Source organism: Aeromonas sp. s7(2024) (assembly GCF_040907825.1).
Classification (GTDB): Bacteria; Pseudomonadota; Gammaproteobacteria; order Enterobacterales; family Aeromonadaceae; genus Aeromonas; species Aeromonas veronii.
Genome location: NZ_JBFOCM010000037.1, coordinates 79,499 through 101,649, shown reverse-complemented (window position 1 = coordinate 101,649; position 22,151 = coordinate 79,499). Strand labels below are relative to the sequence as shown.

The window sequence follows — 22,151 nt, the reverse complement described above, 5'->3', positions numbered from 1 at the left end:
AAAAAAGTCTGTCCGGATAAGCGAATCGGATGGCAAGTCCCGCTCTCAATGACGCACTTTGTTACAGAAAACTGTCGTGCAAATGGGCTTGCAGCCTGTTCAATAGTTGTTCCTTGCTGTTGCTTAGACCTAGACTACCCCATAAAATTCGCACCTCATTTACACCGGATGGACAATTGTTTGAACAATGACCTGATCACCATCTCCGACCTGACCTTCAGTCACGGAGATCGGCTGTTGTATGACGGGATCAACCTAACCATTCCTCGTGGCAAGGTAACCGCCGTCATGGGCCCGAGCGGCATCGGTAAAACCACCCTGCTGCGGCTGATCGGTGGCCAGCTCAAGCCGGAGTCCGGTCACATTCTGTTTGACGGGGAAGATATCCCCACCCTCTCCCGTTCGCGCCTCTATGAAGTGCGCAAGCGGATGAGCATGCTGTTCCAGAGCGGCGCCCTGTTTACCGGCATGACGGTCTACGACAACGTGGCCTTCCCGCTGCGGGAACACTCCGGCCTGCCGGAGGAGCTGATCCACACCATCGTCATGATGAAGCTGCAGGCAGTGGGCTTGCGCGGCGCGGCGAAACTGATGCCCTCCGAGCTCTCCGGCGGCATGGCGCGCCGGGCGGCGCTGGCACGGGCCATTGCCCTTGACCCCGACCTCATCATGTATGACGAGCCGTTCGTCGGGCAGGACCCCATCACCATGGCGGTGCTGGTCAAGCTGATCAAGGAGCTGAACGATGCCCTCGGTATCACCTCCGTCATCGTCACCCACGACGTGAAAGAGGTGCTGAGCATCGCCGATTACGCCTACATCATTGCCAATCGCAAGGTGGTGGCGCACGGCACGCCGGACCAGTTGCGCGAGGAGCACAATCCCGAAGTCGAGCAGTTCCTCAAAGGATTGCCCGATGGTCCTGTTCCGTTTCATTTTCCGGCAGGCGATCTGCTACAGGATCTCTGATGTTGATAAGTCAAATAAGCAAGCTGGGGCGGGTCGGAGTGCGGTTTATCAGCTCCGTCGGTCGCGCCACCATCATGTTGTTCCATGCGCTGGCGGGCAAACCCGAGCCGCGCAAGCACTTCCCGCTGCTTGTCCAGCAGTTGTATGTGGTGGGCGTACAGTCGGTGGCCATCATTCTGGTCTCAGGCCTGTTCATCGGCATGGTGCTCTCGCTGCAGGGTTACAACGTATTGAAGGATTTCGGCGCCGAGCAGAGTCTGGGGCCGCTGGTTTCCCTCTCCCTGCTTCGGGAGCTGGGCCCTGTGGTCACGGCGCTGCTGTTTGCCGGCCGTGCCGGTTCGGCCCTGACCGCTGAAATCGGCCTGATGAAGGCCACAGAGCAGCTTTCAAGCCTCGAGATGATGGCGGTCGACCCGCTACGCCGGGTGGTTGCTCCCCGCTTCTGGGCTGGCGTCATCAGCATGCCGCTGCTGGCCTTTATGTTCAGCCTGATCGGCATCTTCGGCGGCAAGCTGGTCGGTGTGGACTGGCTCGGCGTGGACGAAGGGGGCTTCTGGTCTGCCATGCAGGCCTCCGTCGACTGGCATGAAGACATCATGCAGGGCGCCATCAAGAGCCTGATTTTCGCCCTGGTGGTCACCTGGATTGCGCTCTTTAACGGCTATGATGCCAAGCCGACCTCGGCCGGGATCAGTCAGGCCACGACCCGTACCGTGGTCCACTCATCCCTCGCCGTGCTCGGCCTGGATTTTATACTCACTGCAGTCATGTTTGGATAAGGTAAAGATGAAGTTCAGCAAAGTAGAATTCCTGGTCGGCACCTTCATGCTGGCTGGCATCGGTGCCATTCTGGCACTGGCCCTGCAAGTGGCCGGTTTGAGCTTCAAACCGGAAGGAGAAACCTATACCCTGCGCGCGCATTTCGATAATATCGGCGGCCTGAAAGTCCGTTCGCCGGTCAAGGTCGGCGGCGTGGTGGTCGGTCGGGTCAGCGACATCGTACTGGACCCGAAAACCCAAGTGCCCGAAGTCACCCTGATGATGCAAAAGAGCGCTGGCGAGTTCGCCGATACCAGCTCCCTCTCCATCCTCACCTCCGGTCTGCTCGGCGAGCAATACATCGGTCTGGCCCCCGGTTTCAGCGATGAGGAGATGGGCACCGAGATGCTCAAGGATGGCGACCTGATTGAAGACACCAAATCCGCCATCGTGCTGGAAGATCTGATTGGCAAGTTCCTCTACAGCCAATCCTCCGACAGCAAATCAGACAGCAAGAAGGAGTAACCATGTTCAAGAAAATCGCCCTGCTGCTGGGTCTGATGACCAGCATGCTCTTTTCCCTGTCTGCCCAGGCCGCAGTCGATGCCACCGACCCCAACGCGCTGGTGGATCAGGCTGCCAAGCAGACCTTTGCCCGCCTGAAAGCCGATCAGGCCCAGGTGAAGAGCAATCCGGATCACCTGCGGGTGATCATCCGCGAAGAGCTGCTGCCCTATGTGGACAACCGCTTCGCCGCCTACAAGGTGCTTGGCAACCAGATTAAAGAGACCACCGAAGCGCAGCGCAATGCCTTCGTCGAGGTGTTCACCGAGTACATGGTGAGCTCCTACGCCGATGCGCTGGCCCATTTTGACAAGCAGACCGTCAAGGTCGAGCCGGGCAAAGCCCCCAGCGGCAACATCACCGCCGTCAACGTCAGCGTGAAAGAGGCCGGCAAGCCGGACATCTTCCTCGAGTTCAAACTGCGCAAGAACAACAAGACCGGCGAGTGGAAAGCCTTTGACATGGTAGCCGAGGGGATCAGCCTGCTCTCCGCCAAGCAGAGCGAGCTGGGCGGCCTCATTCGCCAGAACGGCATTGATGCGGTGATCGCCCAGTTGCGCGAACACAACGCCAAGCCGCTGGTACTCAAACCATGACTCTCAGCGGTGAGCTGCAGGCGCCACAGGTCAATGACCTGTGGCAACGCCGCGCCGAATGGTGGCAGGACGACCAGCTCGAGCTCGGCGGCGTCACCACCCTCGACTCCGCCGGACTGGCCCTGCTGGTCAAATGGGCCAAAGCCGTATTAGCGCGAGGCGCCACACCGCAACTGGTGGGCGCCTCCAGTGATTTCTATACCCTGGCCAACCTCTACGGGGTGGCCGGGCTGTTTCAATCAACCCCGCTCACAACTGAGGACGCATAATGCAAGTCTCTGAAATTGAAGCGATACTCCTTGAGGCTCTGCCATTGTCCGAAGTCCATGTCAAAGGGGACGGTAGTCACTACCAAGTGATCGCCGTCGGTGACATGTTTGACGGCATGAGCAGGGTCAAGAAGCAGCAGGCCATCTATGCCCCGCTGATGGACAAGATCGCCAGCAACGCCATTCACGCCCTCTCCATCAAGGCGTTCACCGACGCCGAGTGGAAACGCGAACGTAAATTCCTATTGCCCTCCTGATTTGGTAACGAAGTAAAAAATGGACAAATTCAAAATCGATGGTCGTTGTACTCTCAACGGCGAAGTGACCATCTCCGGCGCCAAAAACGCCGCGCTGCCGATCCTGTTCGCGACCCTGCTCTGTGATGAAGAGGTACACCTCTCCAACGTGCCGCGCCTGAAAGATGTGGGCACCACCATCAAGCTGCTGGAGATGCTGGGCGCCACCACCAAGGTCAACGGCAACGTCACCGTGCTGACCGGTGCGGTGAACAACCATGTCGCCCCCTACGAGCTGGTGAAGACCATGCGCGCCTCCATTCTGGCGCTGGGCCCGCTGGCCGCCCGTTTCGGCGCGGCTGATGTCTCCCTGCCAGGCGGTTGCGCTATCGGTGCCCGTCCTGTCAACCTGCACGTCCACGGCCTGGAGCTGATGGGTGCCAAGATCACCATCGAAGATGGTTACATCAAGGCCCGTGTCGATGGTCGCCTGAAAGGCGCCCACATCCTGATGGATATGGTCTCCGTGACCGGTACCGAAAACCTGATGATGGCCGCCACCCTGGCTGATGGCCGCACCGTGATCGAAAACGCCGCGCGCGAGCCGGAAGTGGTCGATCTGGCCAACTTCCTCAACACCCTGGGCGCCAAGATCCAGGGCGCGGGCACCGACACCCTGACCATCGACGGTGTCGAGCGTCTGCACGGCGGCAACTACAGTGTGCAGCCTGACCGCATCGAAACCGGTACCTTCCTGGTGGGCGCAGCGGTCACCGGCGGCAAGATCACCTGCCGCAAGACCGACCCGACCCTGCTGGAAGCGGTTCTGGTCAAACTGGAGGAGGCTGGCGCCCTGATTGAGAAGGGTGAAGACTGGATCACCCTCGACATGACTGGCCGCACCCTCAAGCCAGTCACCATCAAGACTGCCCCCTACCCGGCCTTCCCGACCGACATGCAGGCACAGTTCACTGTGCTGAACGCTGTCGCCAAAGGCACCGGCATGGTCACCGAGACCATCTTCGAGAACCGCTTCATGCACGTTCCCGAGCTGGTACGGATGGGCGCAGACATCGAACTGCAGGGCAACGTAGCCATCTGCCGTGACACCGAGCAACTCAAGGGTGCCCAGGTGATGGCGACCGATCTGCGCGCCTCCGCCAGTCTGGTGCTGGCCGGCTTCGTGGCCGAAGGCTCCACCATCGTCGACCGTATCTATCACATCGACCGTGGCTACGAAGACATTGAACAGAAGCTGCAGGGTCTGGGTGGCCGCATCGAGCGCATCAAGGGCTGATAGCCCCCTGATCGCTGGCCGATAAAAAGGCCCCCTCGCGTTGGCGAGGGGGCCTTTTTCATGGTTTCGGTTCTATTGAAACCGGGATCAGTGGCCCGCCAGCTTCATATTCTCCACCAGCACCGAGCCAGTCTTGAGACTGGATCGCTCATCCTCGTCACGACCTACCGCCACGATATGGCTGAACATCTCGGCCAGATTGCCGGCGATGGTGATCTCCTCGACCGGATAGGCTATTTCGCCATTCTCGACCCAGAAACCGGCGGCGCCGCGGGAGTAGTCGCCATTGACGATATTGACCCCCTGCCCCATCAGCTCTGTCACCAGCAGGCCGGTGCCCATCTCTCTCAGCATGCCCGGAAAATCCTGGCCGGTATTGGAGACCTGCCAGTTGTGGATGCCACCGGCGTGACCCGTGGTGGTCAACCCCAGCTTGCGCGCAGAGTAGGAGGTAAGCAGCCAGCTCATCAGCTCGCCGTTGCGGATGATATCCATGTCGCGGGTACGCACCCCTTCCCCATCGAACGGGGTACTGGCGAGCCCGCCCAACAGGTGGGGGAACTCCTGAATAGTGAGCCACTCGGGCAGGATCTGCTTGCCCAACTTGTCGAGCAGGAAGCTCGACTTGCGATAGAGGTTGCCACCACTGATGGCCATTACCAGATGGCCCCACAGGCCGGAGGCAGTGTCCGGGTGGAACAGCACAGGGGCATGGCGGGTAGAGATCTTGCGGGCGCCGAGGCGGGAGACGGTACGCTCAACGGCTTCGTCGGCGATGCGCTGCGGGCTCCAGAGCCCGTCGAGGGTACGGCTGGAGGAGTAGCCGTAATCACGCTGCATATCGCCATCCTGCTCGCCGATCAGCACGCAGCTCAGTGAGTTGCGCGACGCCGCGTAGCCTTTGACGAAGCCGTGGCTGTTGCCATAAACCTTGATGCCAAGATGGCTGGAGAAACCGGCGCCGTCGGAGTGCTTGATACGGGCATCGCGACCAAGCGCCAGCCGCTCGCACTCGATGGCCAGTTCGATGCCGCGCTGGGGATCCAGTTCGATTTGGTGGCACAGTTGCAGATCGGGGGCATCCCAGGCCAGCAGCTCGGCGTCCGCCAGACCGGCGCAATCATCGGCCGAGGTGTGGCGGGCAATCTCGATGGCCGCTTCAACGGCGGCACGAATGGCGGGTTTGCTCAGATCGGTGGTCGAGGAAGATCCCTTGCAACCATCGCGATAGACGGCGATACCGAGGGCGCCATCCTTATTGAATTCAATGCTTTCCAGTTCACAACCCCGGGTGTTCACCGACAACCCGGTCTGCTTGCTGATGGAGACTTCGGCCAGCGAGGCGCCCAGTCCTTTGGCTATCTCCAGGGCTTCGGCAACCACGGCCTCGAGATGGGCTTGATCCTGGCGGATTTGGTCTTGCTGATCCATAACTCACATCTGTATGAAAGAAGGAAAGGGGGGTAAGCATATCAGACCCCTGCGCCCAGCGGGAGAAGCTGGTAACATATCCGCCAAACGTGAATGACAGGAATCAAGAGACCGATGAGTCAATATCAAGACGACAACGAGTTCGAAGACTGGGGCCCCAGCAAGAGCCAGCTCAAGCGCGATGCCGAAGCATTGCAGAAAATGGGGGAAGAGATCGTCTCCCTCAGCCACAGCGAGCTGGAGAAGATCCCGCTGGATGAAGAGCTGGCCGAAGCGGTAGAGCTGGGGCGCAAACTCAAGCCGAAGAAGGATGAGTCCTTCCGTCGCCATCTGCAGTTCATCGGCCGCCTGATGCGCAGCCGCGATATCGAGCCGATTGCCGAAGCGCTCTCCATCATCAAGAACCGTCACTCCACCGTGAATGCGCGCCTGCATCGCCTGGAGCAGTGGCGCGAGCGCCTGATCACCGAAGGTGACAGCGCCCTCAACGAGCTGATGTCCCAGTTCCACGAGCTGGATCGCCAGAAGCTGCGCCAGCTGATCCGCTCCGCCAACAAGGAGCGGGAGCTGAACAAGCCGCCGGTCGCCTACCGCGAGATGTACCAGTATCTGCGCGGCGAGATCGAAGACCTGCTGTGATCCCCGAAACACGCCTCCCCTCGGGGAGGCGTGCTTCTATTGATGCCTTTTCCTCTCCACATCCCCCGCCATCCCTGCGCGTTTAATATATCCACCATTTTGCTACCCCAGCTATAACGGCCCATCTCAACAGCCCCGTTAAATCGCCGCTTCAGAGCAGACCAAAACAGACACGTTAACAATTTGGTATCATTTTGTTTGACATATTGAACGGCCTTGGCAGACTGAAGAGAGGATCCAGGCTGTCGCTGCCCAGGCTGACCAACGATTCTGTCACCCGGCCCGACGTGGGATCCCATGACCATGCCTTGAGGCATGCCCTTGCCCTGACGGTTTGCAAGGGCCTGCCCAAGGCGCAGGATGAGACTTCAACGCCAAGGATAATCAAGGTGCCCTATGCCAAATCCCCAGCCTCCCGCCACCCGTAAACCTGTCGTGCTGATGACCATGGGCGCCCAGCCCCGCAACGGCCACGCCTATCAGGTGATGACCCACAAATACATCATGCCGCTGGTGGAGATAAGCGGCTGCGTCCCGCTGCTGGTTCCCACCTGCTGCGGCACCACCGATCTGGAGCAGTATCTGGATCTGGCTGACGGCATCTATCTGAGCGGCGCCGGTTCCAACATCGATCCGGCCCTCTACGGCCAGGAGAACCTCACGCCAGAAAAACAGCAAGACAGGGATCGCGATTTGTTCGATCTGCCCCTCATCAAGGGGGCGCTCGCCCGTGGCTTGCCGATCCTCGGTATCTGCCGCGGCATGCAGGAGATCAACGTGGCGCTGGGGGGAGACATCCATCAGAAGGTCTATAACGAGCCGGGTTATGACGATCACCGGGAGGATGCCGACGATCCGGTCGACGAGCAGTATGGGCCGAGCCATCAGATCAAACTGCTACCGGGCAGCTGGTTTGCCGAACTGATGGGGGAAGAACAGATTCCGGTCAACTCCCTGCATGGGCAGGGCATCAACCGGTTGGGGAAGGGTCTGGAGCCGTTGGCCCACGCAGAAGATGGGCTGATCGAGGCACTTCATGCTCCCGCACTGTCACCCTTTTTGCTGGCAGTGCAGTGGCATCCGGAGTGGAAAGCCAATGAAAACCCCCACTCCATCAAGATCTTTCAAGCCTTTGGCGATGCCTGCCGCCAGCGTTGTGCATTGATGGCGGCTAGTTAATCCCTCATCGATTCAGTCGCCAAACCCGCGCGCCTTGAGCTTGGGCAGTCCGCCCCGCTCGGGGCGCAAGGTGCGGCAGATATCCATCCCCTTGAGCCCGCGCTGGATATGGTCAGGCGAATGGCCAAACACCATACCGTTGCTGCGGTAGAGGTTGTTGTCATCCAGCTCGAACTTCTCGCCGCCAATCAGCAACTGCTCGCGGCCATTGACCGTGTCACCCCGCTTGATGGGCACCTTCATGTCGCTCAGCACCTCGCCGGTGGCACACCCCTCGCGCCAGCGTGCCTCGCTGGAGAAGGGGGTAATGGCTATTTCACGCCAGGAGCCATCCCGGAATTCGACCCGATACTTCTCGGCCAGCAGGTCGCAGCCAGCCAATGGCAACAGGGCCATCAAACAGATGATTTTCTTTGAAAATTTCACTCAATCGCACTCCTTTGCCCGGTTCTGCACAGGATAAATAAATTGCCGCCCCAACGCACCATTTCCCCGCGCCGTAGCAGCTATGCTGGAAATAAAACCACAATAAGGTGCTGCTATGGCTGGCGAAAACCTCACCGCGCTACCGACGCTGATCTGGATTGGCGAACACCCGTTCTGGACCCTGCTCACCCTATCCCTGATGCTGCTCCACTTCTGGCGCCGTCCGGGACAGCGACGGGAGCTGCTCTCCGAGCTCAGTTTCGTGATGATTAGCGCGGTGGTGATCCTGCTGATCCAGCTGGAAGGGGGCTGGTTCAAACTGCCGCTGCCCCATCAATTGCTGATCGAGATCTCCACCCTGCTGGCTGGCCTGATACTGGTCAAGATATGGGGGATCCTGCTGTTCGAGTTTCTGCTCCCCCTCTGCCATGTGCGGATCCCGCGGATCATCGCCGATATCGTCATCACCATCGGCTATATCGGCTGGGGTCTGTTTCGCCTCTACGCCTCCGGCATGGCGCTCGGAGAGATAGTCACCACCTCGGCGGTGATCACAGCGGTCATCGCCTTCGCCATGCAGGACACCCTGGGCAACCTGCTGGCCGGGGTCTCCATTCAGCTCGACAACTCCATCGCCATCGGTGACTGGCTGCAAGTCGACACCACCCAGGGCCGGGTGGTGGAGATCAACTGGCGTGCTACCACCATCGAGACCCGCAACTGGGAGACAGTCGTCATCCCCAACAGCCACCTGCTTAAACAGCGCTTCACCGTGCTCGGGCGTCGCCGTGGCGAACCCTTGCAGTGGCGGCGCTGGGTCTGGTTCGATCTGACCCTGGATACCCTGCCGACCCAGATCATCGCGCTGATCGAGAAATCCCTGCGGGAGACCAAGCTCCCCTGCGTCGCCAAGCATCCACAACCGGACTGCCTGCTGATGAACGTCGAAGGAGGGATTGCCCGCTATGCGGTGCGCTACTGGCTCACTGACCTGGCTCGCGACGATCCGACCGACTCCATGGTGCGCAGCCTGATCGATGCCGCCCTGCGTCGCAACGATCGCCGCCTCACCCCGCCGATCTTCAACGTCTTTATGGCCAAGGAGAAGCAGCATCTGGATGCCCGCCACAAGCGCCACACCGCCGAACGAACCGATACCCTGCGCAAGCTGCCGCTGTTTGCCATGTTGCAGGAGAATGAGCTGCTTCAGCTGGCCGATCAGGTGAAGTTCGCCCCCTTCGTCAGCGGCGACATCATGCTGGAGCAGGGAGATGTCTCCAGCTGGCTGTTCGTGCTGGTCAAAGGGGAAGCCGAGATGGTGGTCAATGTCGAGGGACGAGAGCTGAAGCTTGGTACGCTCAACGCGGGAGACTTCTTTGGCGAACTGAGCCTGCTCACCGGCGAGCCCAGCTCCTTCACGGTACGGGCGGTGGCCACCGTCGAAACCTATCGCATCAATCAGGCAATGTTTCAGGAACTGGTGATGCAGCGTGAGGCGCTGGTCGAGCCCCTCTACCGGGTGCTGAGCGACCGCCAGCAGGAGCAGCAGGCGCTGCTGGAGCGGGAGGCGGAAGCCATGAAGCAACCACCACAACAGCTTGATCTGCTTGATAAGCTGATGAAGCTGTTCGGCGGAAGATGACGTAGCATGGCATCGTATTGAGGACGTGAAGAGAGAACCGCAGCCATGTTACTGACTACCCTGGCCCTTGCCACCAGCCTGCAATTTGATTGTCCCGCCACCATCGAGACTCGACAGCAGCTGCTGACCCCGCAGCAGGGCTGGCAGGCGTTCACCCGCAATGACGATGGCAAACCGGACGAAACCCTCAGTCACCGGCTCGATAATCTGGCCCTGTTCGACGGAGATCCTGCCGAGCTGGCCCAACTCAAACCGGATAATGGCGACAGCGACGAGACCCACTACTGGAGCCAGCTCGATAGCAGCCTGCGCCCGCTCTATCTGGTCTGCCGCTATCAGAACAGCGCCATCACCCTGCAGCAGGCGCTGCCCGTCGGCATCAGCTACTGCCGCGTCAACCAGCGCGATCGCTACACCCTGCTCGGGTTGGTTTGTCGCAAATAGCGGGCGTAACCCCTTGCCATATATCGCTATTCGCTGACAGCCATTACCGCCTGAGCGTGGCCACCCGCCAGCGCTATCAGAGCAGCAGCTCGGCCAGCTCCTCCAGTGCCGTCAGCTCCACGTCCGGCAACAGTTGCAGCTGTTGCCACGGTTGCTGCCGTTCGTTGAGCCAGGCGGCGCGAAAGCCATGCAGACGGGCACCCAGTACATCGGTCTCGGGATGATCCCCCACATGGAGGATCCGCCCCGCTGGCAGCTTGAGGGCGCTGCGGGTCTGCTCAAACATATCCGGCGCCGGTTTCATCCTGGCGCCCGCCCCCGCCTTGCAGACCAGCGTGAAGTAGCGATCCAGCCCTGCCTGCGCCAGATCCAGATTGCCGTTGGTGATGACCACCAGCGGGTAGCGTTCGGCCAGTCTGGCCAGCAGCTGATGAGTGGACTCGCTCACCTCGATCTTCGAGCGCTCTGCCAGAAACGCAGCAAATACCTGCTCCGCCTCGCGACTGGCCTGCTGGTCGGCCATGCCCCCCGCCACCATAGCGGCGCGGATGGTCTGCTGGCGCGCCAGGCTGACATCGTGGCGCAGCTCGGGGGAACCGTTCAGCACACTGCGCTTGAGTTCCAGCCAGCGCGGCTTGTCGAGCATGGCGGTAGCCAGATATTCGCTGCGCAGATGGCTCAGCATCCACTGCTCGGCCCGTACGATGGCGGGGCCGTTGTCATAGAGGGTGTCATCGAGGTCAAACGAGATGGCAGCAACCGGCTGCCAGCGGCGATAGAAGTGCATGGACTCTCCTCTGCAACGGGGCTCAGGGCCCGTTATTCATCGTCCTGCGCATCCGGGTCACGCTTGGCCCTGGGGTGGGCACTGTCGTAAACCTTGGCCAGATGCTGGAAGTCGAGGTGGGTATAAATCTGGGTGGTAGAGAGGTCGGCATGTCCCAGCAGCTCCTGCACCGCCCGGAGATCGCCGGAAGACTCCAGCATATGGGTGGCGAAGCTGTGGCGCAGCTTGTGGGGATGGACGTGGGAGTTGAGCGCCTGCTTGTTGCCCCAGCCATCGAGGCGGGCCTGCACCGAGCGGGCCGACAGCCGCTGCTTGCGGCTGGAGACAAACAGCGCCTCGCTCTCATCCCCAGCCAGCAGCGGGCGCACCTTGAGCCACTTCTGCAGCCACTCGACCGCCATCCGGCCGATGGGCAGCACCCGCTCCCGTGAGCCCTTGCCGGTCACCTTGAGCTGACGGTCGTCGAGCTTCAGATCCACCAGATTGATCCCCACCAGCTCGGCCAGACGCAGCCCTGAGGAGTACATCAGCTCCATGATGGCGCGATCCCGCACCGCCAGCGGATCCTGCTCGTCGGTGATGTTGAGCAGCTGGTGCATCTCGTCCACATCGAGGTTTTTCGGCAGCGGCCGCCCCTGTTTGGGGGTGACGATGCCACGGGCCGGATTGGCGGTCAGCCGCCCCTGCCGCACCTGCCAGTCGCAAAAGCTGCGCAGGGCCGAGACCTTGGTGGAAAGGGAACGAGGAGCAAGGCCCCCCTTGTGCATCCGGGTCACCAGAGTGCGCACCTGACTCGCCTCGAGCCGACCCCAATCAGTGAGCCCGAGGGCCACCAGCTCGGCGGTCATCGCCTCCAGATGGGCTTGATAGTTATTGCGGGTATGAGGGCTGAGCTGACGCTCGACCCTCAGGTATTCGATAAAGGCCGCCAGCTCGTCCGCCAGTGCCGCAGGCAGTGGCGGTGCGACGACGGGAGCTTTGGCGGGTGCCCTGGCCGATGTTCTAGCCATGAGTCAACTCGGGCAGACGCAGTTGCAGCAGGCGCCCCAGTTGGCCCAGCAGCAGGGTGTCGTTATGGGGAGTAAAGTGGCCGGGATCCGAGCTGGCGAAGGCCAGCACACCGAGATCGCCGAGCCGCATCAGGGCCACCGAGTTGACTAGCACATCGTGGCCAAACAGTGCCTGCTTCTCGCTCTGGCTCAGGCGGCCAAAGTAGTAATCCTGCCCCGGCAAACGCTGACCCAGCAGGGATTCGAGCTGCTTGCCCTGCGCCAGAAAACGCTGCTCGGGCCCGCTCAGGGCAAACTTCTTGGGATTGAGCCAGAGTCGCAGCCCGGTCAGGCGCAGTCGCTGGACAAAGGCCTTGCCCATCACGGCACTCACCTCGAACAGGGTCTGGCAACCGTACAGCTCGCCGTAGAGATCGGCATAGACCCTGAAGATCCGCTCGTTCTCGCTGGCGATCCCCATCAATTCGGTGATCTCCTGCTCCAGCTGTTCGATCCGCTCGCGCTGGCGCTCCAGCTGGCGCTCGACCAGCGAGACCGACCCTTTGCGTTCATGGGGAATGCGGATCCGGTCCAGCACGGCGGCATGGCGTTGGAAAAACTCGGGATAACGGGCCAGGTACTCCAGCACAGTGGCTTCATCCACCGATTGCTCCTGCCGTTTGAGTTCGCTCATAAATTGGTTGATCCATAAGAGAAATGGGGCTCGCTGCCCCGACATCATGGGCAAAGGGGGCCAACGCCCCCCGTACCTGAACTTTTATCGGCTAAACCTCTATCTGGCCGTCAAACACATGCTCGGCGGGACCTGTCATATAGACCGGCTGACCCGGCCCCTTCCAGGCGATGGTCAGCTTGCCGCCCGGCAGACTGACGGTGACCCGCTCCTTGAACTTGCCCTGACTGATGCCAATCACTGCCGCCGCACAGGCACCGGTGCCGCAGGCCAGGGTCTCGCCACAGCCCCGCTCGAACACCCGCAGCTTGATCTCGGTGGCATTGACCATCTCCATGAAACCGACATTGACCCGCTCGGGGAAACGCTCGTGGCGCTCCATGATGGCTCCGAGCGTCTCGACCGGTGCATCGGCGACCGAAGGCACCTCGATGACGCAGTGGGGATTGCCCATGGAGACCACGCCACACATCACGGTATGCTCCTGCGCCCGCAGCAGATAAGTTTTCTCTGCCTTCTGGGCCCGGAACGGGATTTTGCCCGGCTCAAACTGGGGAACACCCATGTTGACCGTGACCTGATTCTCCCCCTCCAGCTGCAACACGATGCGACCCCGGGCGGTACTGACCGCGATGCGATCCCGGTTGATCAGCCCCTTGAGACGCACGAAACGGGCAAAACAGCGGGCACCGTTGCCACACTGCTCCACCTCGCTGCCATCGGCATTGAAAATGCGATAGTGAAAGTCGAGTTCAGGGTCATAGGGCGGCTCCACCAGCAGCAGCTGGTCAAACCCGATCCCGAAGTGGCGATCTGCCAGCTTCTTGATGACGTCATTGCTGAAAAATACCTTCTGGGTGACGCCATCCACCACCATGAAGTCGTTGCCCAAGCCATGCATCTTGGAAAAATCTATCAACATCGTGCATTCCTGTGCTGTTAGGGCTGTAAAAATTCACCGAACCAAGGGTCGCCAAGCGCCATGAAGTCGTTGTCCAAAGCCCCATGCATCCTGAAACAATCTGTCAACATCGTGCATTCCTGTGCTGTTAGGGCTGTAAAAACTCACCGTCAACCGTTATGAAATCATTGTCTCAGCCTGCGCCATCAGGGCAGCAGGTGCTCACCGCGCCAGAGATCGGCCAACTGCTCCCGCTCGCGGATCAGGTGCGCCTCGGCACCATCCACCAGCACTTCGGCGGCACGGGGACGGGTGTTGTAGTTGGATGACATGGTAAAGCCGTAGGCTCCGGCCGAACGCACCGCCAGCAGGGAGCCCTCGGCAATGGCCAGGGTGCGCTCCTTGCCGAGGAAGTCGCCGGTCTCGCACACCGGGCCCACCACGTCATAGAGCGCGGGAGCATGACCGGCACGGCTATCCACCTCGATGATGTTCATCCAGGCGCCGTAGAGCGAAGGGCGCAGCATGTCGTTCATGCCGGCATCGATCAGCGCGAAGTTGCGGGTCTCGCCCGGCTTCAGGTACTCGACCCGGGTCAGCAGCACGCCGGCATTGGCGACGATGGCGCGGCCCGGCTCGAACAGCAGGGTCAGATCCCGGCCCGCCAGCTTCTGCTTCAGCGCTTCGGCATACTCGGTCGGATGGGGTGGCTGCTCGGAACCGTAGTTGACCCCAAGGCCACCGCCCACGTCCAGATGGTGGATATGAATCCCTTCCGCCGCCAGACCGTCGATCAGCCGCAGCAACTTGTCAGCCGCTTCCATAAAGGGATTCAATTCAGTGAGTTGCGAGCCGATATGGCAATCCACCCCGACGATCTCGATGTTCGCCATCGCGGCCGCCTTGCGATAGATGGCGGGCGCCAGCTCAATGGGAATGCCGAACTTGTTCTGCTTGAGGCCAGTGGAGATATAGGGGTGAGTACCGGCATCGATATCCGGATTGACCCGCACCGAGACGCGAGCCTTCTTGCCCATGCTGCCCGCCACCCGATTGAGGCGCTCCAGCTCGGCTTCCGACTCCAGATTGAAACAGAGGATCTCTTTATCCAGCGCGAGGCGCATCTCGGCCTCGCTCTTGGCCACCCCGGAGAAGACCACTTTGGCCGGATCACCGCCCGCTGCCAGTACCCGCGACAGCTCGCCACCGGAGACGATGTCAAACCCCGAGCCCAGACGGGCCAGCAGGTTGAGCAGCGCCAGATTGGAGTTGGCCTTCACCGCATAGCAGATCAGATGGGGAATATCGCCAGCGGCCTTGTCGAAGGCGTGCCAGTGACGTTCGAGGGTCGCACGGGAGTAGACGTAAAGCGGGGTACCGTACTGCTCGGCAAGCTGTTGCAGCGGGGTTTGCTCGGCCTGAAGCTGGCCGTCGGCGTCGTAGTTAAAGTGATCCAAGGGGGCGGTTCCTTCCTAGAATGGGTGCGGCATTAGTGCGGCGCGGCCTCGGTGGCAGCCTCAGTGGTCGCAGGCGGTGCTGCTTGCGGTGTACTCTGGCTCTGTGGCTGCTCGGGGGGCGGCATATAGAGAGGCCCCTTCAGACCGCACGCGGCCAACCCGAGGGACAGAAGAGTGGCAAGCAGACACTTGGTGAACTGAGTGATCATAATGGTTCGCTGCGAAAAAATTTTTGGCCCTCTATAATCGCACTCACATTGTTAAAAGCAACAGGATAAACCGATGAAGGATCACGAGTATCACGCCCTGACAGACGCCTTTTTCCAATATGTGGAAGACACGCTCGACGAGGGGTATCCGGATATCGACTGCGAACGCAGCGGCGGCGTATTGACCCTCTCTTTCGAGAACAAGACCAAGGTCATCATCAACAAGCAGGAGCCACTGCACCAGATTTGGGTCGCCACCCGCGAGAACGGCTTCCACTTCGAACTGCAGGGTGACACCTGGATCGACAACCGCTTCGGCCACGAGCTCAAGGCGCTGCTGAGCCAATCCTGCTCCGCCCAGGCGGGCGAAGAGGTGGTGTTCCCATGATCGACCTGCACCCGCAGGGCGCCCGTCACGCGGTGATCTGGCTACACGGGCTGGGTGATTCCGGCGCAGGTCTCGCCCCACTGGTGGACGCGCTGGATCTGCCCGCCGAGCTGCCGGTGCGTCACCTGCTGCCGGATGCCCCCGAGCGCCCCATCACCATCAACATGGGCTACAAGATGCGCGGCTGGTACGACATCAAGAGCTTCGAGGATCCCGCCGAGCGGGCCGTGGAGCCCCATGTGCGGGAATCGGCCGACCAGATTGCCGCATTGCTCGATCAGCTGGTGGCCGAGGGGTTTGCCCCCGAGCATATCGTGCTGGCGGGCTTCTCTCAGGGCGGGGTAATTGCCTCCTTCACCGCGCTGCGCTATCAGGCAACGCTGGCGGGCCTGCTCTGCATGTCCACCTATCTAGCGGCCCCCGACAAATTGCTCGGCGAGATGAGCGAGGCTGCTCGCACCCTGCCCATCTGCTACATGCACGGCATCTATGACGATGTGGTGAGCCTGTCGCTCGGTTGGGATGCCAAGAACCGGCTTGAAGCTGCCGGGCTCGCCCCCGAGTGGCACGAGTACCCGATGCGCCACGAGATCTGCCGTCCGCAGCTCGGCGACATTCGCAGCTGGCTGCTGGCCCGCCTCGGCGCGTGAGCCCTTCCGGCAAAGCAAACGGCCTGCATCTGCAGGCCGTTTTTTATGGCGATACCAACTGACGGGTCAGCCCACTTCTCGAGCGGGCGGCACCTGTTCGCGCAGAGTGCCCTGACTGCGATAGGGGATCACATCCAGCTCACCATTCACTTGTACTATCTCGTAGTACTGCGGCAGGTTGAAGTTGATGAACTGCCCATCATCGCTGAACCGCTCGTGATTGGAGGTGTAGAAGCGGTTGACCCCCGCCACCAGCTCATCCTTGTTGCCGGCAAAGTGCTGGTAGATCTCGACCCGGTTCGCCTCATCGAGGATATAGATGTTGGTGCCCGCATCCCGGGTATCGAAGAAGAACTGCACCAGCCCTTCGCTGGCGTAGGCATCGACGATACTCGGCAGATGCTGGCTGTGGGTCTTGTCGAGCCGCAGCGGCAGGTGATCCAGCTTGTTGTGGGAGATGTGGCGGTAAAAATCGATGGCGTTCTCCAGCTTCTTCACCGACACCCCGCGCCGCTCAAAGAAGATGCCGTACTTCTCCTTACCGAGCGCCATGGTCTTGACCAGCTGCTGCTTGTCGCGGGCCAGGCGCAGATCGATACACTCCGCCACCAGCGTCTGGAAGCGGGAGCGCACCAGAGAGCGGAAGTGCTGGCTGTAGCAGAACACCTCGATCATCTCGGGGGCGGCGGCATCCTGATGCATCTTTCCGAGGATGGTGGTGAGGGCATCGACCACGGCCTCGTCCCCCTGAAAATGGAGGGTGCGGATCTCGCTCCAGGAGTTGCGATAGACCAGATCCACCGAACCGACCAGACACTCCTGATTGCGACCAAACGAAAATACATCCACGGTATTGGCGTCGAATTCGATCACCTGACCGACCCAATGGCTGGTCGGGTCCATCTCCAGATTGAGGAAGATGGAGAGCTGGCGTATCTCGCACGGCCGACTGAGGGCCAGGTTGGTAGCGAGCGGGTACTTCTCGGGGAAGCAGCCGGAGAGATCGCGGCAGAACTGGTGCAGATTGTCGATGTGCAGATCCGAGCCCTGATTGAACAGGTGCACCCGCGACTGGGGCGTCAGCAGATCGTTGAAGTAGGCCCAGGAGACCAGCTTGCTGATGTAGCCGTTGAACTCCAGCGGCGCGCGGCCAATGATGTCCACCGGCTCCAGCGAATGTTTGTAGAGATACCAGCCGGCGCGGTTGAGGCGACCATGCGGCACCTGCACGAAGCTGAGATCCGGCTCGCTCAGATCCGGCGCGATCTTGAGGTTCACCCGCTGCACCTTGCCCGGCAGGCTCTCGAACGCGGCGTAGAGTTTGCGCGACAGAATGCCGATATCTTCCGGGTTGATCGACTCGCTGATGTTGTTGCGGCGGGCGAACTGGATCAGGTTGCGGTAGCTCTGCATCAGGGCTTCCAGCAGCTCGGCGTGAGCGATCTTCACCTCTTCGATCTTCCACTCATGGCGATGATCGAGTTGATAAAGTTTGTCCTGACTCCAGCCCCAGTAGGAGACCAGCTGGCTCATCTGCTCGCGACGCCATTCGGGGGAGTGATCATCCTTGGGATGGCTGAGACCGTCGCACACCTTGAGGTAGAAGCAGCGGCGCACCAGATCGAGCCGCGCCATGTCGCCGATGGACTTGAGGTAGTTGGTCACCTTGTCCAGCATCAGACAGTAGTTGTCGAGCCGGTAGTGCATCCCCTCGTTGTGCTGGAACCAGTCGCGACCAATCATCGACAGCAGGCGGGTGTTGGGATACTCGTGGGAGTAGGCCTCCATCAGCACCGACTTGAGCACCGCCTTGTAGGGGGAGTCGATCCCCTTGTAGAGCTGCCACAGGGCGGAGCCGAAATACTCTTCGGCCGGAATACGGTCAAAACTGCCGAGATCGAGCCAGTCGTCCTGATTGAGCTTGCCACTCTCGAACAGCTCGTTCACATACGCATCGTAGTGATCATCACACTCGGTGGGCACCAGATACCAGATCAAGCGTTTGCCCGCGATACGCATGGCACTGCGGTAGAACTCGTCGAGCAGCAGCAGGTGCTGGGCACTGCCGCAGCTCTCCCCCTGCATCTGGGCATCGTTGGTCTGGCGGAACTTGTCTTCCGGAATAAGGAAGAAGTTGAGATCGACCCCGCGCTGTTCGGCCCACTTGGAGAGTTGCTGGCATTTCAGCTCCAGCAGATCGAGCCGCTCCTGCGACAAACCGGCCACGTGGCAGACCCAGATATCGAGATCAGAGTGACAGCATTGACCGATGGAGGAGGTGCTGCCCATGGAGTAGAGCCCCTGAATGGCCCGATCATGGGTGGCAAGACCACTCTGACAGTTGGCGTTGCGACAGAGGTCATCGATAAAGGCTTGCTGCTCGGCGGTGGCGCTGAAGCTCCAGATGCCATGAGGGACATCACCGGAGACATAACCGGGCAGCAGGGGATGATTGAAGTGCAGCATGACAGGCAGCAGTTGGAATACCTGCTGCCCATAGCGACTCATGAGGCCTAACGCCCGTTGCGTCTTGAGACGGGTAATGTCGTCATAACGCGCAACCAGCGTATCGATGTGTTCCTGCAATGCCCTGCCTATCACCTAAGTGAAAATGACGCACCAAAAGGGGGATACGTCAAAAAAGTGTGATCATGTTAACAATGCAAACAGCGGTGGTAAACAAGCCTTCAGCTAAACGCCAGATTATTTCTGGTATGACCACATCAAGTATCAGGGGAAATCATTAAATTCCAATACATTCAATGAATTAATCAACACCTCTTGCTTAATGAAAATCATTTTCAGCATGCATTTTTGAGCTTGGCCCCGCTTTTGCCGGCTCCGCCATGAAAGCCCGAGCAAAGGGTGGTAATATCGATTTCCTTCTAAAAATGAAACAACTGATTGATATGGCAGCCCGAACCCTGAAAATTGCCACTCGCAAGAGCCCGCTGGCCCTGTGGCAGGCCAACTTTGTCAAAGACCGGCTCGAAGCCCTGCACCCGCAGTTGCAGGTCGAACTGGTGCCCATGAGCACTCAGGGTGACAAGATCCTCGATACCCCGCTGGCCAAGGTTGGTGGCAAGGGGTTGTTCGTCAAGGAGCTGGAGACCGCCATGCTGGAAGGGCGGGCCGATATCGCCGTTCACTCCATGAAAGACGTGCCGGTGGAGTTCCCCGAGGGGCTCGGCCTGCACACCATCTGCGAACGGGAAGATCCCCGCGATGCCTTCGTCTCCAATCGTTTCAAGGCCATTGCCGAACTGCCGCAAGGGGCCGTTGTCGGCACCTCCAGCCTGCGCCGCCAGTGCCAGCTGCGCGCCGCCCGCCCGGATCTGGTGATCCGCGACCTGCGTGGCAACGTCAACACTCGCCTCGCCAAGCTGGATGCCGGTGAATACGACGCCATCATCCTCGCCGCCGCTGGTCTGAAACGACTGGAGATGGCGCACCGCATCACCGCCTTTATCGAGCCGGAACAGAGCCTGCCAGCCAACGGTCAGGGCGCCGTCGGTATAGAATGCCGCCTCGACGACGTTGAGCTGCACGCTCTGCTGGCGCCGCTGGAGCACGCCGAGACCCGCGCCAGGGTGTTGACCGAGCGAGCCATGAACCGCGCTCTGCAAGGGGGATGTCAGGTGCCTATCGGTGCCTACGCACTGGTCGAAGGCGAGCAGATCTGGCTGCGCGGTCTGGTGGGCAGCCCGGATGGCAGCCAGGTAATCCGTGACGAGATCCGCGGCCCGCTGGCCGATGGTGAGGCCCTCGGCGAGCAGTTGGCCCAGCGCCTGCTGGCCGCCGGTGCCGACGAGATCCTGGCCGAGGTCTACCGCGCATGACCCCGCTGGTGGTGCGTCCGGCCATTCAGGCCGCCGATCTGGTGCAGTTGTTGCGCCAGCACGGCCATGCACCACTCTGCTGCCCGCTGCTGGAAACCGTGGCGGGCAGCGAACTCCCTCTCCTGCCCGACCTGCTGCGCAGTGCTGACGCGGTTATTGCCGTCAGCATTCATGCCGTTCATTTTGCACACGATTTTCTGTTGCAAACTGGTCAGACCTGGCCACATATTGAGTACTTTGCGGTGGGTCAGGCCAGCGCAGATGCGTTTGCAGCCATAGGCATCACGGCAAGCTGCCCGGATGACCCGCGCAGCGAAGGGCTGCTGGCCCTGCCCGCCCTGCAGCAGGTAGCAGGCAAACGGGTACTGATCCTGCGCGGCAATGGCGGGCGGGATCTCATCGCCACCACGCTGGCCTCACGCGGTGCTCTGGTGCACTATTGTGCGGCCTATGAGCGCCACTACCCCGATCTAGACGGGGAGACATTGACCCGCCACTGGCAGGCAGCGGGGCTGGACAGCCTGCTCATTACCAGTGGTGAACTGCTGCAACGGCTGCTGGAGCTGGTTCCCACCAGCCAGCAGCCCTGGCTTTTTGACCGCCTGCTGGTGGTCCCCAGCCCGCGCGTGGCCGAGATGGCCCACTCCGCGGGCTTTATCCATATCACGATTGCCCAAGGTGCATCCAACCAGGCCCTGACGGCCGCACTGGAACTGAGGAAGATGGAATGACAGAACAACAAGAATCCCAGGTCAAACCCCAGCCGACCGCTGCGGTCAATGGCAGCAAGAGCCGCTCCGGTGCCGTACTGGGAGGGGTTGCCATCCTGCTGGCCCTTGGCCTGACCGGCGGTCTCTATCTGCACGGTCACAAGAATGCCGTGGCCCAGCAGGCCGAACTGACCCAGCTCAAGCAACAGCTGGCGAACGCCCTGAGCAAGATCGACCAGACCAGCAGCAAGGATGCCGAGCAGCTGGCTGCGCTGGATCAAACCCAGCAGCGGCTGCAGGGGGAGATGCAGGGTCTGCAGAACCGGGTACTGGACCTGAATGACAAGCGCCCCAACGACTGGATGCTGGCCGAATCCGAATATCTGGTACGGATGGCGGGCCGCAAACTGTGGCTGGAGCATGACCTTGTCTCCGCCATCACCCTGCTCGGCAATGCCGACGAGCGGATCGCCGCCCTCAACGACCCCAGCCTGATGCCGATCCGCAAGGCACTGGCCGAAGATATCGCCAAGCTCAAGGGGATGCCGCGCATCGACCGCGAGGGGCTGACCCTCAAGCTGGCGGCGCTGTCCGACCAGATCGAGCTGCTGCCCCTCTCCACCGTCAGCATGCCGGAAGCCAAGGCCGAGCCGGATCAGGCTGTCAGCGCCAATCCCGACGAGTGGGAGAGCAACCTGAAGAAGAACTGGGTCAAGTTCACCGAGAACTTCGTCACCATCCGTCGCCGCGATGGCGCGGTCGAGGCGCTGCTCTCGCCGCAGCAGGAGATCTTCCTGCGTGAAAACCTCAAGACCAAGCTGTTGCAGGCCCAGCTCTCCGTCTATCGCGAGCAGCAGGCGCTCTACGAAGACAGCCTGGACAAGGCCCAGCGCTGGCTGACCCAGTATTTCGACACCGACAACAGCGCCACCCGCTACATGCAGGGCGAGATCGACAAGCTCAAGGGTGAGCAGATCCAGATCGACTATCCGGCCCAGTTCAAGACCCAGGCGATGCTGGAGCAGGTGCTGACCGAACGCCTGCAACGCATTCTGGCCAGCAGCTGAGGAGGGCAC

Annotated in this window: 25 protein-coding genes; 16 read left to right on the top strand and 9 right to left on the bottom strand. The window is 60.8% G+C overall.

Translation table 11 applies throughout. The features are described 5' to 3' along the window. Positions 1-168 precede the first annotated feature (168 nt). From mlaF to murA, 7 genes are read left to right on the top strand one after another with little or no spacing between them, the layout of a single operon-like run. Positions 169-969, top strand: a complete 801-nt coding sequence (mlaF, locus tag AB5Y73_RS17045) for a phospholipid ABC transporter ATP-binding protein MlaF (protein WP_005336343.1) — start codon at positions 169-171, stop codon at positions 967-969. After that, on the top strand, positions 969-1,748 hold the full coding sequence (gene mlaE, locus AB5Y73_RS17040; RefSeq protein WP_005336345.1) for a lipid asymmetry maintenance ABC transporter permease subunit MlaE: 780 nt from the start codon (positions 969-971) through the stop codon (positions 1,746-1,748). The genes mlaF and mlaE overlap by 1 nt, the downstream gene beginning before the upstream one ends. Before the next feature lie 7 nt (positions 1,749-1,755). Continuing rightward, positions 1,756-2,253 (top strand): outer membrane lipid asymmetry maintenance protein MlaD, encoded by a 498-nt coding sequence (gene mlaD, locus AB5Y73_RS17035; RefSeq protein ID WP_005336348.1) that lies wholly within the window; start codon positions 1,756-1,758, stop codon positions 2,251-2,253. Between the two features lie 2 nt (positions 2,254-2,255). Then, a complete protein-coding gene (locus AB5Y73_RS17030) occupies positions 2,256-2,888 on the top strand; it encodes a phospholipid-binding protein MlaC (RefSeq protein WP_005336350.1) in 633 nt (210 codons plus the stop codon). Further along, complete coding sequence (locus tag AB5Y73_RS17025; protein ID WP_005336352.1) at positions 2,885-3,157, top strand: lipid asymmetry maintenance protein MlaB; 273 nt, start codon at positions 2,885-2,887, stop codon at positions 3,155-3,157. Before AB5Y73_RS17030 ends, AB5Y73_RS17025 begins: the two co-directional genes overlap by 4 nt. After that, a complete protein-coding gene (gene ibaG, locus AB5Y73_RS17020) occupies positions 3,157-3,414 on the top strand; it encodes a BolA family iron metabolism protein IbaG (RefSeq protein WP_005306001.1) in 258 nt (85 codons plus the stop codon). The genes AB5Y73_RS17025 and ibaG overlap by 1 nt, the downstream gene beginning before the upstream one ends. 19 nt (positions 3,415-3,433) lie before the next feature. Then, the gene (gene murA, locus AB5Y73_RS17015) at positions 3,434-4,690 is read left to right on the top strand and encodes a UDP-N-acetylglucosamine 1-carboxyvinyltransferase (protein ID WP_005336355.1); all 1,257 of its coding nucleotides are present in this window, start codon (positions 3,434-3,436) and stop codon (positions 4,688-4,690) included. Positions 4,691-4,777: 87 nt separating this feature from the next. On the opposite strand, the gene pmbA is transcribed toward murA, so the two are convergent. Next, on the bottom strand, positions 4,778-6,121 hold the full coding sequence (gene pmbA, locus AB5Y73_RS17010) for a metalloprotease PmbA (RefSeq protein ID WP_107684359.1): 1,344 nt from the start codon (positions 6,119-6,121) through the stop codon (positions 4,778-4,780). A 114-nt stretch (positions 6,122-6,235) separates the two neighbouring features. Between pmbA and yjgA the strand changes: the two genes are divergently transcribed. Further along, complete coding sequence (yjgA, locus tag AB5Y73_RS17005) at positions 6,236-6,760, top strand: ribosome biogenesis factor YjgA (RefSeq protein WP_005336359.1); 525 nt, start codon at positions 6,236-6,238, stop codon at positions 6,758-6,760. A gap of 396 nt (positions 6,761-7,156) precedes the next feature. Beyond that, positions 7,157-7,939, top strand: coding sequence for a gamma-glutamyl-gamma-aminobutyrate hydrolase family protein (locus AB5Y73_RS17000; RefSeq protein ID WP_107684360.1), 783 nt, complete (start codon positions 7,157-7,159; stop codon positions 7,937-7,939). 12 nt (positions 7,940-7,951) lie between these two features. On the opposite strand, the gene AB5Y73_RS16995 is transcribed toward AB5Y73_RS17000, so the two are convergent. Beyond that, positions 7,952-8,335, bottom strand: a complete 384-nt coding sequence (locus tag AB5Y73_RS16995) for a hypothetical protein (protein WP_040069030.1) — start codon at positions 8,333-8,335, stop codon at positions 7,952-7,954. Between the two features lie 145 nt (positions 8,336-8,480). On the opposite strand from AB5Y73_RS16995, the gene AB5Y73_RS16990 reads away from it, so the two are divergent. Both AB5Y73_RS16990 and AB5Y73_RS16985 read left to right on the top strand, forming a co-directional pair. After that, entirely contained in the window at positions 8,481-10,007 is a 1,527-nt protein-coding gene (locus AB5Y73_RS16990) for a mechanosensitive ion channel family protein (protein WP_064339228.1), read from the top strand. Positions 10,008-10,052: 45 nt separating this feature from the next. Next, positions 10,053-10,451, top strand: coding sequence for an STY0301 family protein (locus AB5Y73_RS16985; RefSeq protein ID WP_181497019.1), 399 nt, complete (start codon positions 10,053-10,055; stop codon positions 10,449-10,451). 76 nt (positions 10,452-10,527) lie between these two features. Here the strand turns inward: AB5Y73_RS16985 and AB5Y73_RS16980 are convergent, their stop codons facing one another. The 6 genes from AB5Y73_RS16980 to AB5Y73_RS16955 form a co-directional block, all read right to left on the bottom strand. After that, positions 10,528-11,238 (bottom strand): HAD-IA family hydrolase, encoded by a 711-nt coding sequence (locus AB5Y73_RS16980; protein WP_107684361.1) that lies wholly within the window; start codon positions 11,236-11,238, stop codon positions 10,528-10,530. A 32-nt stretch (positions 11,239-11,270) separates the two neighbouring features. Next, complete coding sequence (xerC, locus tag AB5Y73_RS16975) at positions 11,271-12,248, bottom strand: tyrosine recombinase XerC (RefSeq protein WP_107684362.1); 978 nt, start codon at positions 12,246-12,248, stop codon at positions 11,271-11,273. Continuing rightward, positions 12,241-12,921 (bottom strand): DUF484 family protein, encoded by a 681-nt coding sequence (locus tag AB5Y73_RS16970; RefSeq protein WP_005336370.1) that lies wholly within the window; start codon positions 12,919-12,921, stop codon positions 12,241-12,243. Before AB5Y73_RS16970 ends, xerC begins: the two co-directional genes overlap by 8 nt. A 91-nt stretch (positions 12,922-13,012) precedes the next feature. After that, on the bottom strand, positions 13,013-13,843 hold the full coding sequence (dapF, locus tag AB5Y73_RS16965; protein ID WP_181497018.1) for a diaminopimelate epimerase: 831 nt from the start codon (positions 13,841-13,843) through the stop codon (positions 13,013-13,015). Positions 13,844-14,028: 185 nt separating this feature from the next. Next, entirely contained in the window at positions 14,029-15,279 is a 1,251-nt protein-coding gene (gene lysA / locus AB5Y73_RS16960) for a diaminopimelate decarboxylase (RefSeq protein ID WP_107684363.1), read from the bottom strand. A 32-nt stretch (positions 15,280-15,311) separates the two neighbouring features. After that, positions 15,312-15,488, bottom strand: coding sequence for a lipoprotein (locus tag AB5Y73_RS16955; protein ID WP_019444858.1), 177 nt, complete (start codon positions 15,486-15,488; stop codon positions 15,312-15,314). A gap of 73 nt (positions 15,489-15,561) precedes the next feature. Between AB5Y73_RS16955 and cyaY the strand changes: the two genes are divergently transcribed. Both cyaY and AB5Y73_RS16945 read left to right on the top strand, forming a co-directional pair. Further along, positions 15,562-15,876 carry an iron donor protein CyaY gene (gene cyaY / locus AB5Y73_RS16950; protein ID WP_040068798.1) on the top strand — a complete coding sequence of 105 codons (315 nt, stop codon included), beginning with the start codon at positions 15,562-15,564 and terminating at the stop codon, positions 15,874-15,876. Then, the gene (locus AB5Y73_RS16945) at positions 15,873-16,526 is read left to right on the top strand and encodes an alpha/beta hydrolase (RefSeq protein WP_107684364.1); all 654 of its coding nucleotides are present in this window, start codon (positions 15,873-15,875) and stop codon (positions 16,524-16,526) included. Before cyaY ends, AB5Y73_RS16945 begins: the two co-directional genes overlap by 4 nt. A gap of 66 nt (positions 16,527-16,592) precedes the next feature. Here the strand turns inward: AB5Y73_RS16945 and AB5Y73_RS16940 are convergent, their stop codons facing one another. Next, on the bottom strand, positions 16,593-19,112 hold the full coding sequence (locus tag AB5Y73_RS16940; protein ID WP_107684365.1) for a class I adenylate cyclase: 2,520 nt from the start codon (positions 19,110-19,112) through the stop codon (positions 16,593-16,595). Between the two features lie 323 nt (positions 19,113-19,435). Here AB5Y73_RS16940 and hemC point away from each other — a divergent pair, with 323 nt between their 5' ends. Genes hemC through AB5Y73_RS16925 form a run of 3 tightly spaced genes read left to right on the top strand, consistent with a single transcriptional unit; the run spans position 19,436 to position 22,142 of the window. Further along, positions 19,436-20,365: a hydroxymethylbilane synthase gene (hemC, locus tag AB5Y73_RS16935; protein ID WP_139740585.1), complete on the top strand. Its 930-nt coding sequence runs from the start codon at positions 19,436-19,438 to the stop codon at positions 20,363-20,365. Further along, positions 20,362-21,096: a uroporphyrinogen-III synthase gene (locus AB5Y73_RS16930; RefSeq protein WP_107684366.1), complete on the top strand. Its 735-nt coding sequence runs from the start codon at positions 20,362-20,364 to the stop codon at positions 21,094-21,096. Before hemC ends, AB5Y73_RS16930 begins: the two co-directional genes overlap by 4 nt. Then, on the top strand, positions 21,093-22,142 hold the full coding sequence (locus AB5Y73_RS16925) for a uroporphyrinogen-III C-methyltransferase (protein WP_107684367.1): 1,050 nt from the start codon (positions 21,093-21,095) through the stop codon (positions 22,140-22,142). The genes AB5Y73_RS16930 and AB5Y73_RS16925 overlap by 4 nt, the downstream gene beginning before the upstream one ends. Positions 22,143-22,151 lie beyond the last annotated feature (9 nt).